Origin of the sequence: Streptomyces sp. NPDC056734, assembly GCF_042790455.1 — a bacterium.
Classification (GTDB): Bacteria; Actinomycetota; Actinomycetes; order Streptomycetales; family Streptomycetaceae; genus Streptomyces.
Genome location: NZ_JBHTZD010000023.1, coordinates 121,732 through 138,632 on the forward strand (window position 1 = coordinate 121,732; position 16,901 = coordinate 138,632).

18 protein-coding genes and 1 riboswitch are annotated in these 16,901 nt (G+C 72.3%); of the genes, 5 read left to right on the plus strand and 13 right to left on the minus strand.

From position 1 onward, the window contains the following. Positions 1-25: 25 nt before the first annotated feature. The 4 genes from ACFRFC_RS30450 to ACFRFC_RS30465 form a co-directional block, all read right to left on the minus strand. Positions 26-1,039: a hemolysin family protein gene (locus ACFRFC_RS30450; RefSeq protein WP_382691226.1), complete on the minus strand. Its 1,014-nt coding sequence runs from the start codon at positions 1,037-1,039 to the stop codon at positions 26-28. Next, positions 1,036-2,376, minus strand: a complete 1,341-nt coding sequence (locus ACFRFC_RS30455; RefSeq protein ID WP_382691228.1) for a hemolysin family protein — start codon at positions 2,374-2,376, stop codon at positions 1,036-1,038. Before ACFRFC_RS30455 ends, ACFRFC_RS30450 begins: the two co-directional genes overlap by 4 nt. Positions 2,377-2,551: 175 nt before the next feature. Then, complete coding sequence (locus ACFRFC_RS30460) at positions 2,552-2,977, minus strand: GNAT family N-acetyltransferase (protein WP_382691231.1); 426 nt, start codon at positions 2,975-2,977, stop codon at positions 2,552-2,554. A gap of 81 nt (positions 2,978-3,058) precedes the next feature. Beyond that, the gene (locus ACFRFC_RS30465) at positions 3,059-3,967 is read right to left on the minus strand and encodes an LLM class F420-dependent oxidoreductase (RefSeq protein ID WP_382691233.1); all 909 of its coding nucleotides are present in this window, start codon (positions 3,965-3,967) and stop codon (positions 3,059-3,061) included. A gap of 345 nt (positions 3,968-4,312) precedes the next feature. Here ACFRFC_RS30465 and ACFRFC_RS30470 point away from each other — a divergent pair, with 345 nt between their 5' ends. Beyond that, positions 4,313-4,579, plus strand: a complete 267-nt coding sequence (locus ACFRFC_RS30470) for a toxin-antitoxin system HicB family antitoxin (RefSeq protein WP_382691236.1) — start codon at positions 4,313-4,315, stop codon at positions 4,577-4,579. A gap of 4 nt (positions 4,580-4,583) precedes the next feature. Next, positions 4,584-4,958: a fic family toxin-antitoxin system, toxin component gene (locus tag ACFRFC_RS30475; RefSeq protein ID WP_382691239.1), complete on the plus strand. Its 375-nt coding sequence runs from the start codon at positions 4,584-4,586 to the stop codon at positions 4,956-4,958. 16 nt (positions 4,959-4,974) lie between these two features. Here ACFRFC_RS30475 and ACFRFC_RS30480 read toward each other — a convergent pair whose 3' ends face one another. The 4 genes from ACFRFC_RS30480 to bioB form a co-directional block, all read right to left on the minus strand. Further along, complete coding sequence (locus ACFRFC_RS30480; protein ID WP_382691242.1) at positions 4,975-5,676, minus strand: class I SAM-dependent methyltransferase; 702 nt, start codon at positions 5,674-5,676, stop codon at positions 4,975-4,977. Between the two features lie 192 nt (positions 5,677-5,868). Continuing rightward, positions 5,869-6,591, minus strand: a complete 723-nt coding sequence (gene bioD, locus ACFRFC_RS30485; protein WP_382691245.1) for a dethiobiotin synthase — start codon at positions 6,589-6,591, stop codon at positions 5,869-5,871. A gap of 1 nt (position 6,592) precedes the next feature. After that, positions 6,593-7,903 (minus strand): adenosylmethionine--8-amino-7-oxononanoate transaminase, encoded by a 1,311-nt coding sequence (locus ACFRFC_RS30490; protein ID WP_382691302.1) that lies wholly within the window; start codon positions 7,901-7,903, stop codon positions 6,593-6,595. A gap of 37 nt (positions 7,904-7,940) precedes the next feature. Next, positions 7,941-9,188 carry a biotin synthase BioB gene (gene bioB, locus ACFRFC_RS30495; protein WP_382691248.1) on the minus strand — a complete coding sequence of 416 codons (1,248 nt, stop codon included), beginning with the start codon at positions 9,186-9,188 and terminating at the stop codon, positions 7,941-7,943. Between the two features lie 229 nt (positions 9,189-9,417). Between bioB and ACFRFC_RS30500 the strand changes: the two genes are divergently transcribed. Beyond that, entirely contained in the window at positions 9,418-10,545 is a 1,128-nt protein-coding gene (locus ACFRFC_RS30500; protein ID WP_382691251.1) for an 8-amino-7-oxononanoate synthase, read from the plus strand. Between the two features lie 79 nt (positions 10,546-10,624). Here ACFRFC_RS30500 and ACFRFC_RS30505 read toward each other — a convergent pair whose 3' ends face one another. Both ACFRFC_RS30505 and ACFRFC_RS30510 read right to left on the minus strand, forming a co-directional pair. Then, complete coding sequence (locus ACFRFC_RS30505) at positions 10,625-10,849, minus strand: DUF397 domain-containing protein (RefSeq protein ID WP_382691254.1); 225 nt, start codon at positions 10,847-10,849, stop codon at positions 10,625-10,627. A gap of 9 nt (positions 10,850-10,858) precedes the next feature. Beyond that, positions 10,859-11,734: a helix-turn-helix domain-containing protein gene (locus ACFRFC_RS30510; RefSeq protein WP_382691256.1), complete on the minus strand. Its 876-nt coding sequence runs from the start codon at positions 11,732-11,734 to the stop codon at positions 10,859-10,861. Between the two features lie 212 nt (positions 11,735-11,946). Between ACFRFC_RS30510 and ACFRFC_RS30515 the strand changes: the two genes are divergently transcribed. Next, on the plus strand, positions 11,947-12,435 hold the full coding sequence (locus ACFRFC_RS30515; protein ID WP_382691259.1) for an ATP-binding protein: 489 nt from the start codon (positions 11,947-11,949) through the stop codon (positions 12,433-12,435). Positions 12,436-14,397: 1,962 nt separating this feature from the next. On the opposite strand, the gene ACFRFC_RS30520 is transcribed toward ACFRFC_RS30515, so the two are convergent. The 3 genes from ACFRFC_RS30520 to ACFRFC_RS30530 form a co-directional block, all read right to left on the minus strand. Beyond that, positions 14,398-14,871: a C40 family peptidase gene (locus tag ACFRFC_RS30520; RefSeq protein ID WP_382691262.1), complete on the minus strand. Its 474-nt coding sequence runs from the start codon at positions 14,869-14,871 to the stop codon at positions 14,398-14,400. Positions 14,872-14,874: 3 nt separating this feature from the next. Then, positions 14,875-15,081: riboswitch (cyclic di-AMP (ydaO/yuaA leader) on the minus strand. Between the two features lie 337 nt (positions 15,082-15,418). Beyond that, complete coding sequence (locus ACFRFC_RS30525) at positions 15,419-15,727, minus strand: hypothetical protein (protein ID WP_382691265.1); 309 nt, start codon at positions 15,725-15,727, stop codon at positions 15,419-15,421. A 7-nt stretch (positions 15,728-15,734) separates the two neighbouring features. After that, positions 15,735-16,358 (minus strand): ATP-dependent Clp protease proteolytic subunit, encoded by a 624-nt coding sequence (locus tag ACFRFC_RS30530; RefSeq protein WP_382691267.1) that lies wholly within the window; start codon positions 16,356-16,358, stop codon positions 15,735-15,737. 122 nt (positions 16,359-16,480) lie between these two features. Here ACFRFC_RS30530 and ACFRFC_RS30535 point away from each other — a divergent pair, with 122 nt between their 5' ends. After that, a complete protein-coding gene (locus tag ACFRFC_RS30535; protein ID WP_382691270.1) occupies positions 16,481-16,795 on the plus strand; it encodes a type II toxin-antitoxin system Phd/YefM family antitoxin in 315 nt (104 codons plus the stop codon). Positions 16,796-16,901: the final 106 nt, after the last annotated feature.

Here is a 16,901-nt window from a genome sequence, read left to right on the forward strand (position 1 = left end):
GGCCGCGGCCCCTCCCCCCGGACGGTTACGCGTGCTGTCCGAACAGCTCCCGCAACACGTCCTCCATCGTCACCAGACCCGCCATCCGGCCGTCCTCGCCGAGCACGGCCGCCAGATGGGTCCGGCTGCCGCGCATCGCGGTGAGGACGTCGTCCAGCGGCGTGGACTCCCGCACCTGCGCGATGGACCGCATGTCCTGCGGCCGGAACGGCTCCTCGCGCGGCGAGGCGTCCAGCGCGTCCTTCACATGGAGGTAGCCCACGATCCGGCGGCCCTCGTCGACCACCGGGAAGCGGGAGAAGCCCGACTCCGCCGACAGCCGCTCCAGCTCCTCCGGAGTGACACCCACACGCGCGTACACGACCCGCTCCAGCGGCATCACCACGTCGTTCACCGGTCTGCGGCCCAGCTCCAGTGCGTCGTGCAGCCGCTCCAGCGCCCGGTCGTCGATCAGCCCGGCCTCGCCGGAGTCCCTGACCAGCCGTGCCAGCTCGGCGTCCGAGAACGTGGCCGTGACCTCGTCCTTGGTCTCCACGCGCAGCAGCTTCAGCAGCGTGTTGGCGAACGCGTTGATCGTGAAGATCACCGGCCGCAGGGCCCGCGCCAGCGCCACCAGCGGCGGCCCCAGCACCAGCGCGCTGCGCACCGGCTCGGCCAGCGCGATGTTCTTCGGCACCATCTCACCGAGCAGCATGTGCAGATACGTCGCCAGCGACAGCGCGATGACGAACGACACCACGTGCCCCGCGCCGCTCGGCACGCCCAGCGCGTGGAACACCGGCTCCAGCAGATGCTCGATCGCCGGCTCCGCGACCACACCGAGCACCAGGGTGCACAGCGTGATGCCGAGCTGCGCCGCCGCCATCAGCGCGGACACATGCTGCAGGCCCCACAGCACCCGCTTGGCCCGCCGGTCGCCCCGCTCGGCGTGCGGCTCGATCTGCGAGCGGCGCACCGAGATCAGCGCGAACTCGGCGCCGACGAAGAAGGCGTTCACGACGAGGGTCGCGAGACCGATCAGCAACTGTACGGCGGTCACTTCGCCTCCTCCTCTTCCTCGTCCTGCGTACCCGGCAGCGGGGCGTGCAGCAGCACGCGCGCCGCCCGGCGCCCGGAGGCGTCGACCACGTCGAGCCGCCAGCCGGTCACCTCCACGCTGTCGCCGGCCTCGGGGATCCGGCCCAGCTCGGTGGCCACCAGACCCGCGAGCGTCTCGTACGGGCCCTCCGGCGGCCGGAGGTTCACGCGCGCGAGCTGGTCGACACGGGCCGCGCCGTCGGCGGTGAACAGCTGGTGCCCGTCCTCGTCGATCCCGGCCGGCGCCAGGTCGGGCGACTCGTGCGGGTCGTGCTCGTCGCGGACCTCGCCGACGACCTCCTCGACGATGTCCTCCAGCGTGGCCACGCCGGCCGTACCGCCGTACTCGTCGATGATCACGGCCATCGTGCGCTTGCCGGACAGCCGGTCCAGCAGCCGCTCCACGGTGAGCGACTCGGGAACCAGCAGGGGTTCACGCATCAGCTCGGCCACCGGAGTGCGCGCACGCTGATCGGCGGGCACGGCCAGCACATCCTTGATGTGCGCGGTGCCCACCACCGAGTCCAGGCTGCCCCGGTACACGGGGAACCGGGACAGACCGGTCGCGCGCGTCGCGTTCGCCACGTCCTCGCAGGTCGCCTGCGCTTCGAGCGCGATGACCTGCACACGCGGGGTCATCACGTTCTCGGCGGTCAGATCGGCCAGGTTCAGCGTGCGCACGAACAGCTCGGCCGTGTCGGCCTCCAGCGCGCCCTCCTTGGCGGAGTGCCGGGCGAGCGCGGCCAGCTCCTGCGGGCCGCGCGCGGAGGCCAGCTCCTCGGCGGGCTCGATGCCGAAGCGCCGCACGATCCGGTTCGCGGTGTTGTTCAGATGCGTGATGAAGGGCCGGAACATCGCCGTGAACCAGCGCTGCGGAGTGGCCACGTACTTGGCCACCGCCAGGGGCGAGGAGATCGCCCAGTTCTTGGGCACCAGCTCGCCGACGACCATCAGGAACACGGTCGACAGCGCCGTGCCCAGCACCAGGGCGACCGAGGACGCCGCGGAGCCGGATATGCCGATCGAGCGGAGCGGACCGGCGATCAGCCGGGCGATGGAGGGCTCGGCCAGCATGCCGACGACCAGATTGGTCACGGTGATGCCGAGCTGGGCACCGGAGAGCTGGAACGTCAGATTCCGTACGGCCTTCAGCGCGCCGGCCGCGCCGCGTTCGCCGCGCTCCACGGCCCTTTGCAGCTCGCCCCGTTCGATGGTGGTCAGCGAGAATTCCGCGGCGACGAAGACACCACAGGCGAGCGACAGCAGGATCGCCACCAGCAGCAACAGCACTTCGGTCATCGGTTCACCTCCGTCCCAGGATCGGACAGGGCAAGGAGGTTCGCGCGGTGCGGAGAACAGCGGTAGCCGCGATACCGGCTACTGGGAGGTTCGTCCATGGGTGGACGCTCACACCTTTCTCGAAGTCAGTGGGGAAACCGAAGTGTGCCCCAATAGTAAAGGACGGGCAAAGCAATCAGGGTGTGAGCGACTTCACCCAACGCCGCCACGCCTCCTGCGGCGCGTACCCCGCCGCCCGCCAGACGTGGTGCGCCCGCTCGTTGCCGGTGAGCACCATCGCGTCGCCGCGCCGCCCGCCGAGCCGTACGAAGCGCTCCTCGGCGGCGGCCAGCAGCGCCGAGCCGATACCCCGGCGCCGGCGGCCGGGATGCACCGCGAGCCGGTACAGATGGCACCGCCAGCCGTCGAAACCGGCGATCACCGTGCCCACCAGGTCCCCGTCCGCCTCGGCCAGCAGCAGCGCCCCCGGGTCGCGCGCGACCAGCCGCTCCACGCCCTCCCGGTCATCACTGATGCTGGTCCCCTCGGCGGCCGTCTTCCAGAACGCCAGCACACTGTCCAGATCGGCCGGGCTCGCGGCCCGTATCCGCAGTTCGCTCATGCCGGTGATCCCAGCACGGCGCCCGGCCCCGCAACACCGGGTTCCGCTATCCGGACACCGGCCACACCGCGCTCCACCTCCTCACCCATGCCCTTCGTCCCCCTCCCTCCGCAACTCGGCGATGACCGGCGCGAACGCCTCCATCGAGGGCTCCAGCACGGTCAGATACGAGAACCCCCACCGCTCCCGCAGCGCCCGCACCCGCGCCGCGACCTCCGCCACCGGGCCCAGCAGCAGCGTGGGCAGCTCCAGCGCCGCCGCCAGGGTGATGTCCGGGCGCCGCGCCAGCAGCGGGGCGAGGGCGCCCGCGCGGTCCTCGGTGATCACCACCAGCTGGATCAGCAGATTCAGCTCGGCCGCCGTCTCGCGCCCCGCCGCCAGCCGCCGATACCGCGCCACGCGCTCGTCCAGCCCCGCCGCCGTGACCGGCACCAGCTCCCCGGTCGTGCTCCCGGGCGTGAGCCGCGCTCCCGTGAACGCCGCGATGTCCGCGTGCTCGGCGGTCAGCCGCAGCATGCGATCGCCGTTGCCCCCGATCAGCAGCGGCACGCGGGGACGCTGTGCGGGCCGGGGGACATGCTCCGCGTCCCCCAGCAGCCGCTCCAGCTCCTCGACGGTCCGGCGCAGCTGGTCCACCCGCGCGCCCGGGGAGCCGTACGGCAGTCCCGCTCTGTCGTGCTCCGCCTGGACGTACCCGGTGCCCAGGCCCAGCTCCAGCCGGCCGCCGGTCAGCGCGTCCGTCGTGGCCACCTCGCGGGCCAGCAGGGCCGGGTTCCAGAAACCGGCGTTCAGCACGAAGGTGCCGAGCCGGGGGCGCTCGGTCGCCTCCGCCGTCGCGACCAGCGCCGGGAACGGGGCGACCATGCCCAGATGGTCCGGGACGAGGATCACGTCGTAACCGAGTTCCTCGGCCCGCCGGCACTTGGCCCGCCACTCGCCGGCGGGCGCCGGAACCATCAGATTGACACCGAAGCGGAACGGTCGGGGCATCAACTCTCCTTGTCGGTCGAGGGCTTGGACGTGGACGTGGACGTGGGCGTGGACGTGGACGTGGGCTTGGATGCGGATGCGGGGCGGGTGCGGGGCTCGGTGGCTGGTGGCCGGTGGCTGGACCACGGACGTCTCCGTGCGCACGGCTCCCTCGCCACGTTCGAGCCTAAGGTGACCCCGGCCGCACCCGGTATCCCTCCCAGGTCCCGACCGCCCCTCCACCCACGGGTGGGCCCCGCAGGACGCATGCAGGGGGCACACTCCACCCGACCCCGACCCCGACCCCGACCCCTCCACCACCCCGCCCCCTTGCACCCGCTAGCACATAGACGCTAGCTTCAACCTATGGCGAAGACCCAGCTGAACGTCCGGGTGGACGAGGACACCGCACGTGCCGCGCGGGAACGCGCCCAGGCTCGCGGGATGAGCGTGAACCGGTACATCGAGGAGCTGGTCATGCAGGACACCGGAGAGGCCGGCCACACCTTCGTGGAGGCCGCCGCCGATTTCATGAAGCAGTACGAGTCCGTGTTCGCTGAGGAGTTCGGGACGGACGGCGAGGGACACGACACCACCCGCCGCACCCGCCGTACCGACGAAGGTCGCCGCTGATCCGTTGAGCAACCTCAGGATCGACCTCGCCTGGCTGCTGATGCTCGCCGAACAGAAGACACCCGGCGATGCCCAGGTCAGCGACTGGGGCGCGCTGGTCGCCGCCGTCGCGCGCCACCAGGCCGAGATCTTCGACGTCCCCGTCTACGACACCCCGCACGCGCGCGCCGCCGCCCTGCTCCAGCAGCTGATCCACGTCCCCGCGCTGGAGCGCAACAACGCCCTGTTCGCCTCCGCCGTCGCCTACGCCTACCTCGTCGCCAGCGGCCTCAAGGTCGTCACCTCGCCCGTCCAGGTGCGCGACCTGGCCCGGCTGGTCAAGAGCGGAGAGGCGTCCGTGCACGAGATCGCGCACGAGCTGCGCCAGTGGAGCCTGTGACCGGCCCACCCGATGGTCAGCCGTGTGACGCCCGCCGGTCGGACAGCGGTCGCCAGGCGGTGCCCAGCGAGCAGTACGAGGCCGGCAGCACCGGCCCCTTCTCCGGCAGCAGCACCCGCCGGTACGGACCCAGGTCGAAGCCGGCCGCGCGCAGGGCGCTCACCGGGTCGCGGGAGAGATGGCAGCCGCCGTTCAGCCGGGGCCACAGTGTGCTGTCCAGTGCGCGCTGCGCCGAACGCATCACCGAGCCGCCGCCGACCCCGTGCTCGAAGAACCGCACCTCACCGCCGGGCCGCAGCACGCGGCGCACCTCACGCAGGGCGCGCGGCACGTCCCGCACGCTGCACAGCACCAGCGACAGCACCACCGCGTCGAAACCCTCGCTCTTGACCGGCAGCGCCTCCGCCGTACCCGGCACCACATCGACGGGCACGCCGGCCCGCAGCGCGGCATCCACCGCCAGCCGGCGCAGCACCCGTTCGGGTTCGATGGCGACGACCTCGGACACCGTGCGCGGATAGTGCCGGAAGTTGAGCCCGTTCCCGGCGCCCACCTCCAGCACCCGCCCCGCCAGCCCGGCGAGCAGCCGGTCCCGTACCCCGGCCATGCCCATCCGGGTCTCGGCACTCACACTGATCCGGGCGTAGTAACGGGCGAACACCGGATGATGCACGAGCTCGCCCGACCTCCCGCGCGCCCTCGCGGACCGTAGCGCCATGGGACCTCCTCAACCGCGCGGACCTTACTGCGATTGTCCCCAAGCACCCGCTCCGCGCACCCCCTGCCCCAAACGGGTCGACAGCCACGGCGCCCGAACCACGCCGGCAACCCCCACCCCCAAGGGGCGCGGGGAACTGCGCGACCAGCCCAGGACGACCCGCACCCGGACGACAAGCGCACCCCCCTCCCGCTACCCCGGCGGAGCCTCCCGCACCCGAAACGCCTCCGCGTCCCACACCCCCTCCAGCCGCGGCGCGAGCCACAACGGCGCCGCGGCCCGGAAGACGGACGGCGCGAACGCCCCGGCCCCCGAAGGCAACGCGCCCAGCAGCGGCGCACCCGCCGCCTCCGGCAGGTCGGCCAGGTTGCAGCGGGACGCGAGGTCGGGAGCGGCGGGCCAGCTGCCGATGACGACGCCGAGCGGGGCGAGGCCCCGGGAGCGCAGCTCGCGGGACGTCAGCTCCGTGGTGTTGAGGGTGCCGAGCCCCGCGGAGGCCACGACGACGACCGGCGCGGCCAGCAGTTCGGCGGCGTCGGCGAGGGTGCCGCCCGCCGGGTCGAAACGGACCAGCAGCCCGCCCGCGCCCTCGACCAGCACCAGATCGTGCTCGGTGGCCAGCTTGGCGGCGGCCTCGGCGATGTCGGCCGGATGCACCGGCGTCCGCCCGGCCCGCCGCGCGGCCGTCGCGGGCGCCAGCGGATCGGGGTACCGGGCGAGTTCGGCGGCCGTCACGGCACCGGCCAGCCGGACGATCTCCTGCACATCCCCCCGCTCGTCCGGCCGTACGCCCGTCTGCGCGGCCTTCAGGACGGCCACCGACCGGCCCGCGGCACGCGCGGTGGCGGCGATCGCGGCGGTCGCGACCGTCTTGCCGACCTCCGTGCCGGTGCCCGTGATCACCAGTACGGCCATCTCAGCCCTCCCGTGCCGCCGCGCACACCGCGCGGCCGATCCGTGCCAGGTCCGCGTCACCGGTGACGTACGGCGGCATGGTGTAGAGCAGATCGCGGAACGGCCGCAGCCACACCCCCTCGCGCACGGCCGCCGCGGTGGCCGCCCGCATGTCCACCGGGCGGTCGAGCTGGACCACCCCGATCGCCCCGAGGACCCGTACATCGGTCACCCCCGGCAGTCCGGCCGCCGGGGCCAGCGCCTCGCGCAGTCCCGCCTCGATCCGCTTGACCTCCGCCCGCCAGTCCTGTCCGATCAGCAGTTCGATCGAGGCGCAGGCGACGGCCGCAGCCAGCGGATTGCCCATGAACGTCGGCCCGTGGGCCAGTACCGGTACCTCGCCCCGCGAGATCCCGTCGGCCACCCGCGCGGTGCACAGCGTCGCCGCCATCGTCAGATAGCCGCCGGTCAGCGCCTTGCCCACGCACATCACATCCGGCGTCACCGCCGCGTGCTCCGCCGCGAACAGCGCGCCCGTACGGCCGAACCCGGTGGCGATCTCGTCGAACACCAGCAGCACGTCATGCGCGTCGCACGCCTCGCGCAGCACCCGCAGATACGCGGGGGAGTGGAAGCGCATCCCGCCCGCGCCCTGCACCACCGGCTCCACGATCACCGCGGCCACCTCGCGCGCGTGCCGCTCGATCGTCTCGCGCAGGTGCCCGGCGTACTCCTCGTCGTACTCGGCGGGCGGTGCGTCCGCGAACACCTGACGGGGCAGCACGCCGTTCCACAGCTCGTGCATCCCGCCCTCGGGATCGCACACCGACATCGGGTTCCAGGTGTCGCCGTGGTAGCCGCCGCGCCAGGTCAGCAGGCGCTGCTTCTCCGGACGGCCGAGCGAGCGCCAGTACTGGAGGCACATCTTGACCGCGACCTCCACCGACACCGACCCGGAGTCCGCGAGGAACACATGCTCCAGACCGTCCGGCGTGATGTCGACGAGGAGTTTCGCGAGGCGTACGGCGGGCTCGTGGGTGAGCCCGCCGAACATCACATGGCTCATCCGGTCCAGCTGGTCGCGCGCGGCCTCGTTCAGGACCGGGTGGTTGTAGCCGTGGATCGCCGACCACCACGACGACATGCCGTCGACCAGCTCGCCCGAGCCGTCCGCGAGCCGCAGCCGCACCCCGCTGGCCGACGCCACGACCAGCGGCTCGACCAGGCCCGGCATGGGCCCGTACGGATGCCACACATGCCGCCGGTCCCACTCCAGCAGCTCGGCGACGGTCAGCCCGGAACCGGTCTCCTCGGCCGTGCTCACCCCGGCCATAGCCACCCCAGCAATGGCCGCCTCCGGCACCGTCGGCTCACGCATTGGGCGCGAGATCCGTCCCCGCGCCTCGGCGGCGCACGGCGACCAGGTCCGTACGGACCTCACCGGGCTGAGCCTGCGCCCCGACCGGCGCGGCACTCCCGTGCGACCCGCACACGCCCCCGCCGCCCGCCTCCGACCCGCACCCGGCACCTTCGTGCGACGACCCGCACCCGGCACCCTCGTGAGACCCGCAGCCACCACCCCCCTGCGACCCGCAGCCACCACCCCCGCCGGCCACCCGATGCTCCGGCAGCGTCACCTGGTCCGCGCCCTCCACCTCGAACCCGGCGTCGGCGATCATCTCCAGGTCGGCGTGGCCCGCCTGGCCCTCGGTGGTGAGGTAGTCGCCGAGGAAGATCGAGTTGGCCAGGTGCAGGGCGAGCGGCTGCAACGTACGCAGATGGACCTCGCGCCCGCCCGCGATCCGCACCTCGATGTCCGGGCAGACGAACCGCACCATCGCCAGGATCCGCAGACACCGCTGCGGGGTCAGGTTCCACTCCTTGTCGAGCGGCGTGCCCTCGACCGGGATCAGGAAGTTCACCGGCACCGAGTCCGGGTCCAGGGCGCGCAGCGAGAAGACGACGTCGACCAGCTCCGCGTCCGACTCGCCCATGCCCGCGATCAGCCCCGAGCAGGCCGACAGCCCGGCCGCGTGCGCCTTGCGCACGGTGTCCACCCGGTCGGCGTACGTGTGGGTGGTCGTGATGTCGGCGTAGGTCGCCTCGGAGGTGTTCAGGTTGTGGTTGTAGGCGTCGGCGCCCGCCTCGCGCAGCCGTTCGGCCTGGCCGTCGGAGAGCAGCCCCAGACAGGCGCACACCTCGACGTCCTCGTGCTCGTCCTTGATGGCCTTGATGGTCCGCGAGACCCGGTCCACGTCCCGGTCCGTCGGACCGCGCCCGCTCGCCACCAGACACACCCGCTTGGCGCCGCCCGCCAGCCCCGCGGCGGCCGCGGCGGACGCCTCGTCGGGCTTCAGCCAGGTGTACTTCAGGATCCCGGCCGTGGAGCCGAGCCGCTGGGAGCAGTAGGAGCAGTCCTCGGGGCACAGGCCGGACTTGAGATTGACGAGATAGTTGAGTTTCACCCGCCGCCCGAACCAGTGCCGGCGCACCTTCCCGGCCGCGGCCACCACATCGAGCACGTCGTCGTCGGAGCCGGCGAGAACGGCCAGCGCCTCCTCGCGGGTCGGCAGCTCGCGCCGCAGCCCCTTGTCCACCAGCGTGTTCAGCAGGTCCATGAGGCCCGATCCTGGCCTACGGAGGCACTCCCGGCCAAGGAGAGTTCGTACAAAGGGACGCGTTGGACGTGTGGGTATTGCCACACAGTGGGCGGCTGATGGTACGGCTAGGGTCTGTTCACTGCCTACAAAATCCCGTGCAGACACCCGCGTAGACACCCGCGTAGACACCCGGGTGGATACCCGGGTGGATACCCGGGTGTCTACCCGTGCAGATCCCGGAGGGCCCATGGCGTTCGGCTGGATCGACGAGCAGGCGCTGCTGCGCCGCCGGGCCGGGCTCGTGCGGACCCTGCGTCCGCGTCCCGCCGACTCGCCGCTCCTGGACCTGGCGAGCAACGACTATCTGGGGCTGGCACGGCATCCGGAGGTCGTCGAGGGCGCGGCCGGCGCCGCCCGTACGTGGGGCGCGGGCGCGACCGGTTCCCGTCTGGTGACCGGCAGCACCGCCCTGCACGCCGACCTGGAGCGCGAACTGGCCGCCTTCTGCGGCTTCGAGGCGGCCCTCGTCTTCTCCTCCGGGTACGCGGCCAATCTGGCCGCCGTCACCGCGCTGGCCCCGCACGGCACGCTGATCGTGTCCGACGCGGGCAATCACGCCTCCCTCATCGACGGCTGCCGGCTGGCGCGCGGCACCACCCAGGTGGTCCCGCACGCCGATCCGGACGCGGTGGCCAAGGCGCTGCGGACCCATGCGGGGCCCGCCGTCGTGGTCTCCGACACGGTGTTCTCGGTCGACGGCGACGCGGCGCCGCTCGCCGGCCTCGCCGAGGCGTGCCGGGAGCGCGGGGCGGGGCTGGTGGTGGACGACGCGCACGGGCTGGGCGTGCTGGGCGAGGGCGGGCGGGGCGCGGCCCACGCGACGGGCCTCGCGGGCGCGCCGGACGTGGTCGTCACGGCCACGCTGTCGAAGTCGCTGGGCAGTCAGGGCGGCGTCGTCCTCGGACCGGCCCCGGTCATCGACCACCTCGTCAACGCCGCCCGGACCTTCATCTTCGACACCGGCCTTGCCCCGGCGGCGGCGGGCGCGGCGCTCGCGGCCCTGCGGCTGCTCGGCCGCGAGCCCGGGCGGGCGGCGCGGGCGCGAGCCGTGGCGGCGGAACTGCACGCGCGGCTGACGGCACTGGGACTGGCGGCGGTACGGCCCGACGCGGCGGTCGTGTCCGTACGGGCGCCGTCCCCGGAGGGGGCCGTGCGGTGGGCGGCCGACTGCCGTGCCGCCGGGCTGGCCGTGGGCTGTTTCCGCCCGCCGTCCGTGCCCGACGGGGTCTCACGGCTGCGGCTGACAGCCCGCGCGGACCTCTCCGGGGAACAGGTGGAGCACGCCGTCCGGGTCATCGGCGAGACGCGGCCCTGAGTCGGCGGACCACGGCCGGGCGCCGCCCGGGAGCGGAGGTGCGGTAGATCACGTGCTGGTGGTGCTGGTGCCGCCGTGATCAGCGGAACGCGGCCGTGAAGCCCGCCCAGCTCTCGGGGGAGAAGAGCAGCGCGGGTCCGGCCGGATCCTTGGAGTCGCGCACGGCGAGCAGTCCGGCCCAGCGGCCGCGGGGCGGCCGGGCCGTCTCGACGCAGTTGTTCGCGCCGGTGCTGTAGCTGCTGCGCAGCCACCGCACGCCGTGCAGTCGGTCACTGGACAGTACGTGTCGAGGCAGTGCGGTCATGGTGCCTCCCTATGCGCCATATGAGCCGTCACTTATCCCGGCTATACCGGCGATGCGATCCAACGAGTCCTCGGGTGAAAGGGCGTGCCTCCGAAGGGTGTTGAATGCCTCGCTGTAGGCCGTTAGGTCTTCTTTCCGCTCCAGATAGAGGCTACTAGTCAAGTGGTCGAGAACGACTACATCCAGATCAGAAGTGCGCGAAAATGAGAAAATAACGAAAGGGCCTGTGACGCCGACATGTGCACCGGCCGAGAACGGCAGCACCTGGAGCCGTACCTGGGGCAGTCGCGCCGCCTCCGCGAGCCGCGCGAGCTGCCGCGCCATCACCCCGGGCCCGCCCACCTCCCGCCGCAGCACGGCTTCGTCCAGTACGGCGTTCAGCTCCAGCGGCGGCCTTCCGTGCAGGACGTCCTGCCTGGCCAGGCGCACTTCCACCAGCGCGTCCAGCCGCTGGTCGTCCTGTCCCTCGACGGCCGCCCGGGTCACCGCGCGGGCGTACTCCCGGGTCTGGAGCAGCCCCGGGATCACCGAGGTCTCCAGTGTGCGCATGGCGGTCGCCTGTGACTCCAGACTGATGAAATCGCGGTACGTCGGCGGCAGCACACCCCGGTAGGCGTGCCACCAGTGATGCCGCCCGCTCTCCTCCGAACCGGCGAGCACCACCAGCAGTTCCCGCAGGTCGGGGTCCTGCACGCCGTACGCGTCCAGGAGCAACCGCACATCGGCCGGTTTCACCCCGCTGGCGCCGGTCTCGATCCGGCTGACCTTCGACTGGTGCCAGCCGACCAGACCGGCCGCCTCACCGCTGGTGAGCCCCACGCGGGTGCGCAGGGAACGCAGTTCTGCGCCGAGTTTCCGGCGGCGCACCGCGGGACCGTGCTGCATGGGGTACTCCTTACTCCTTCCGGGTCGCCCAAATACGCTCTGCCGTCGCAGAGTTCACCGCATTGAGCGACAGATATATGCATATCCTGGTGGATCGCCGCCTAGACCGGCGCGCTAGTGGCAGGCTGGCGATGTAGCACCAGTCCGGGACCGTACTCGAACCATCCGCTTCGTGTCGGACTGCGGTCCCGTGGGAAAGGGACGATGTCGCCATGGCAGATCTTCTGGAAGCGTCCGTCACTCTGCCGAGCGATCCCGCCTCGGTCTCCGGGGCCCGAGGGTATGCGGTCGACACCCTGGCCGAATGGGGGCTGCCACCGGACAGCGACCTCGCGGACAGCGTCCGGCTCATCGTCTCCGAACTCGCCACCAACGCCGTGCAACACACGTTCGGGCAGTCACCCACCTTCACGGTGGACCTGAAACTGGAGCGCGACGAGCTGCTCCGCATCGGTGTGACGGACAGTCACCCCCGTTTCCCCAAGCGCCTCCCCGCCGCGGTCCAGCAGGACAACGGCCGCGGTCTGGTCATCATCCGCTGGCTGGCCGCCGAATCCGGCGGCAAACTCAGAGTCCGCCCCACCCCGGAAGGCGGCAAGACGGTCGCCATCGAACTCCCCTGGCCCTTCCCGCCCCGCCCGGTCACCACGGCACAAGGCCAACCGGAGGGAACGTTTCGCGGGGAGTCCGAGGCTCGCTGAAGGACGACTGTTTTCGGGCCGCCGGACGGTCAGGAAACGTTTCGGCGGGAGGTGGCGGTGGCAGTACGCGGGAATGTGGGTGGAGTGGCTGGCAGGGACGAGGGCCGAGCCGGTCGGCAAGGGTGCGGATCGGTGGGGTGGACGGTTGGCGGGGATGTGGGTGGCAGGGGCGCGGTGGGGTCCGGAACCGGCGGGAGCGCGCCACGACCCGGGACCCCTCGCAGCGGCCAGGGCGAGCCGTCGGAGCGCCCGTGCGCTGCCCGCCCGGGAAACCAGGTGCGGGGCGCGGCCAAGCCCGTACGGGCGTGTCGCTGGGCGCCGCGTGGCCCGTGCGGGGCGGATGAGCCGAGGGGGCGTGGCTGGAGGTGCACGGTGTCGCCTGAGGCCAGCGGCCGATCCGGCGTGTTGCCTCCGTTGCGCTCGGCGAACGCGGGCGTCGCCCTTGCCGGGGCGCTCGGCCCTGGGCAGTGCCGCCAGGGCGCCTGCCCGCCTGAGCGGCGCTGCGATGATACGGGGCGAGGCCGGTCACGCCCGGGCCGTTGCCCGTCCGACACCCGTCGACGGACCGCCAGGTCCACCCGGCGTGACGGGCTACGCCGCTGGCGGCTTCTGCGGGGCCGGAGCCGTGTGCGGGCCCGTCATGCGCGTACGGTGTGGGGCCGCCTCGGGCCGGGTTCGTTCCGCCGGGTTGCTGTTCCGCGCCCCTCGGGCCGGGCCGTGGTGCCAGCTGTGCGGTCCTGTAGATGGCCCGAGGGTGCCTGTCATACGCGTACGGCGTAGAGCCGCCCCGGGCCGAGGTCGGTCGGCGGGGTTGCTGGTCTGCGCCCTCGGGGCGGGCCGTGGTGCCGGCGGTGCGGGCCCGTAGATGGCCCGAGCGTGCCTGTCATGCGCGTACGGTGTGGCGCCGCCCCGCGTCGGGGCCGTTCCGCTGGGTTGCTGGTCCGCGCCCCTGGGCCGGGCCCTGGTGCCAGCGGCCGCGGGCCCGTCATGCCAGTACGGCGTGGCGCTGCCCCGGGCCGGATTCGTTCCGCCGGGTTGCTGGTCCGCGCCCACGGGGCGAGCCGTGTTGCTGCCTTCGCTCTCAAGCGAGGTCGACCCGGGCGATTGCCCCCGTGCCCATCGGCGGCTCGGGCACGGCCGGTTGCCCCCGCGCGCCCGTCGGCGGCTCGGTGAGGCGCCGTCACACGCCGCCGGCCGCCGACGCCCCGCGCGGGGTCGGGGACGACCCCCGGGCAGTGACGGCGCGTCAGAGACGCCCTCACCACCCCGCCGGGGTCGCTTCACTCGGTTGCCGCCGTCGCGGCTGCCGGACCCTGCTGAGGTGGCCTCAGCCCACCCGGCAGCGAACCTCGTGGCCATCGCCACACCGTCCGGGCAGCCACACCCGATCAGCGCTCAGGGCATCGAGGTGCACCTCGTGCCCCTGAGGCAGCCTCAGACCCTAGGCGCACTCACCCCGTTGGCGAGACCGCACCCCGGCAGGGCAGCCACACCCCGCCGACGCACCGCGCCGCAGGCAAGCCCACACCGTCACCGCGACCCACACCCCCGGCACGGCACACGGCATCACGGCACCTTCAGCCGCCCCCGGGCCGCCCCTGGCGTCAGCGAACCCAGCCAGCAAGGCCCGCCGCACGGCGCCACCGCACCCCAGCCAGCAAGGCCCGCCGCACGGCATCACGGCACCCTCAGCCGACCCGGACCGCCCCCGGCGCCCCAGCACCCTCGGCCAGTAAGCCCGCCGTACGGCGTCAGCGCACCCTCGGCCAGCAAGCCCACCGCACGGCGTCACCGCACCCTCGGCCAGCAAGCCCGCCGCACGGCGTCACCGCAGCCTCAGCAGCAAGGCCCGCCGCACGGCGCCACCGCACCCTCGGCCAGCCCGCCCCGCCCAGGCCGCCCCCCGGCACCGCGCCCGAGGGGGCCCGGTGCCGCAGAGGAGGCGGCCCCGCGGAGCGGGCGTCACTTCACGCGGCCGTACCAGACGCTCTTGGTCCAGATCTTCTGGAGCCGGACCACGTCCCCGGACTTCGGGGAGTGCCAGATCTTGCCCTTACCGGCGTAGATGCCGACGTGGTAGATGTAGGAGCCGGAGTGGAAGAACACCAGGTCACCGGCCTTGCGGCTGCCGGCCGAGATGTGTTTGGTCTTGTTGTACTGCTGGGCGGCCGTACGGGGCAGCTTCTTGCCGGCCTTGTTGAACGCGTACAGCGTCAGCCCTGAGCAGTCGAAGCGGTTGGGGCCGGTGGCTCCCCACTTGTAGGGCGAGCCCTTCTTCGAAGCGGCGACCTGGAGTGCCTTGGTCGCGTGTGTGGCGGCCGATGCCTCCGAGGCGAACCCCGGAACCATGACAGAGCCACCGACGGCGGCGAGCGTCAGTGCCGAGGCCGTACCGGCCCGTGCCATGAGCGACGGGACACGATTGAGCGCGGTCATGCGCAACCCTTCGTCAGCCGCCTGTGAAGGATGACCTGTCGGATTCGGGCTGGCGAAGTAGCCCGGCCGCCCGAAGACGGCTTCACCCCAAGGACCGCTCGAAGCCGAACTGCGCTCCGGCGACCCGTCGTGCCTGGGTCCTCCACTCCTGCCGATCCACTCCTGTCGACCGGGCATCCGGGCGGCGGCAGGATTCGGCGTCCGCCCGGACCGCCCCGCCGCGGTGGCGGGGTCTTGTCGTCAGTCAGGGATCTTCACCTACACGTGACCTAAAAACCCAATAGAATCGGGGATTTGTGGCGTTACTCACCACTCATCCGTTCGGGTGGACAACCTGGTGTGCGAACGCGTGTCAAGGTGCGCGCGAGCCCCGGACCAGCACCGGAGCCCTCGCTTCCGCCCCGTCGGGGGCGCGTTGGGCGAGCGTGCCGGTTCGGCAAAATGACCATCTGATACGCCGAATGGACGTAAGCCATTTGGTCCGTTTGACACCGGAGTCCGTCGTTCCGAGTAGCCGGACGAATCCGCGCACGCGTCTGTCGACGCCTCAACTGTCGGAGCGCGGGGGCAGCGAGACCCGCGCGGTGCGGCGCTCACCGTCCAGCACGCGCAGCGCCCGCGCGAGCGTGGGCGAGGACAGCTCCGACTCGCCCCGGTGGTGCATCAGCGCGAGCGCGTCACGCAGCTCGGCCGCCTTCGTCACCAGCGCCTGCGCGGCCCGCAGCGCGCGATACGTGTCGCCGGGCCGTGCCGGATTGATCCGGCCCAGCAGATCGACCGCGTCCAGATAACGGTCGATCAACTCGCCCTCCGCGCGGGTCAGCGCGGGCAGCGGCGGATACTCGGGAGGCAGCATCCCCGGCTCACCCCGTCCCCGACGTCCGGCGGCTGCCGACGATCCGGTCCACCAGCCCGTACTCCAGCGCCTCGGGCGCCGTGAGCACCAGATCCCGCTCCATGTCCGCGCTCACCCGGTCCCGCGGCCGCCCGGTGTGCCGTACGAGCATCTCCTCCAGCCGGGTGCGCACCCGCGCCAGTTCCGCCGCCTGGATCGCCAGATCGCTGGTCCGTCCCTCGACCGGCTCGGGCAGCGACGGCTGACGGATCGTCATCCGGGCGCCGGGCAGCGTCAGCCGCTTGCCCGGCGTGCCGGCCGCCAGCAGCACCGCCGCCATGGAACCGGCCTGCCCCAGACAGATCGTCTCCACGTCGCAGCGCACGTACTGGATGGTGTCGTAGATCGCGGTCATCGAACTGAAGGCACCGCCGGGCGAATTGAGATACAGCGAGATGTCACGGTCCGGGTCCTGGTGTTCGAGATGCATGAACTGCGCCATCACATCGTTGGCCGCGATGTCGTCCACGGGTGTGCCCAGGAAGACGATCCGCTCCTCCAGGAGCTTCGCGTAGGGATCGAGCGTCTTGTGACCGTAGCCGGTGCGCTCGGTGAACTCGGGCAGGACATGTCGGGCGGATGGGCGGTGCATGACGGGCGCCTCCTCGCGCAGGGCGGGGCTCTCTGTAAAAAATGTACAGGACGTACGTTAGCTCGTCGATGCTTGTTCCGCCGACCCGCCGTCCGCGAGCCCCGCTCCGTAAACTGGGGGGCATGGCCTACGAGATTCCGGTGACGCAAGCCCGCGCCGAGCTAGCCGAACTGATCAACCGCGTGGTCTACGGCGGTGAGCGCGTGGTGGTGACGCGGCACGGCAAGCCTCTCGTCGCCCTGGTCTCCGCGGCCGACCTGCAACGACTCGATGAACTCGACGGAATCGGCGATCTCGGTGAACTCGGCGACCTCGGCGAGCCTGCCGAGGAGCAGGTCGTCGGTTCGGTCTCGGCGGTGCGCGAGGTCGCCTCGGCGGCGCCCGAGCACCGCCGGTTCGGCATCGTGGCCGAGCACCGGGGCGCGAATCCGTCGTAGGGCGGCATACGGGCACAGGGAAAGGGCGCGGCTCCAGGCCAGGAGCCGCGCCCCTTACGGATAACCCTGGCGGCGGGTTAAGCCGACCAACGCCCGGTCCCCGTCC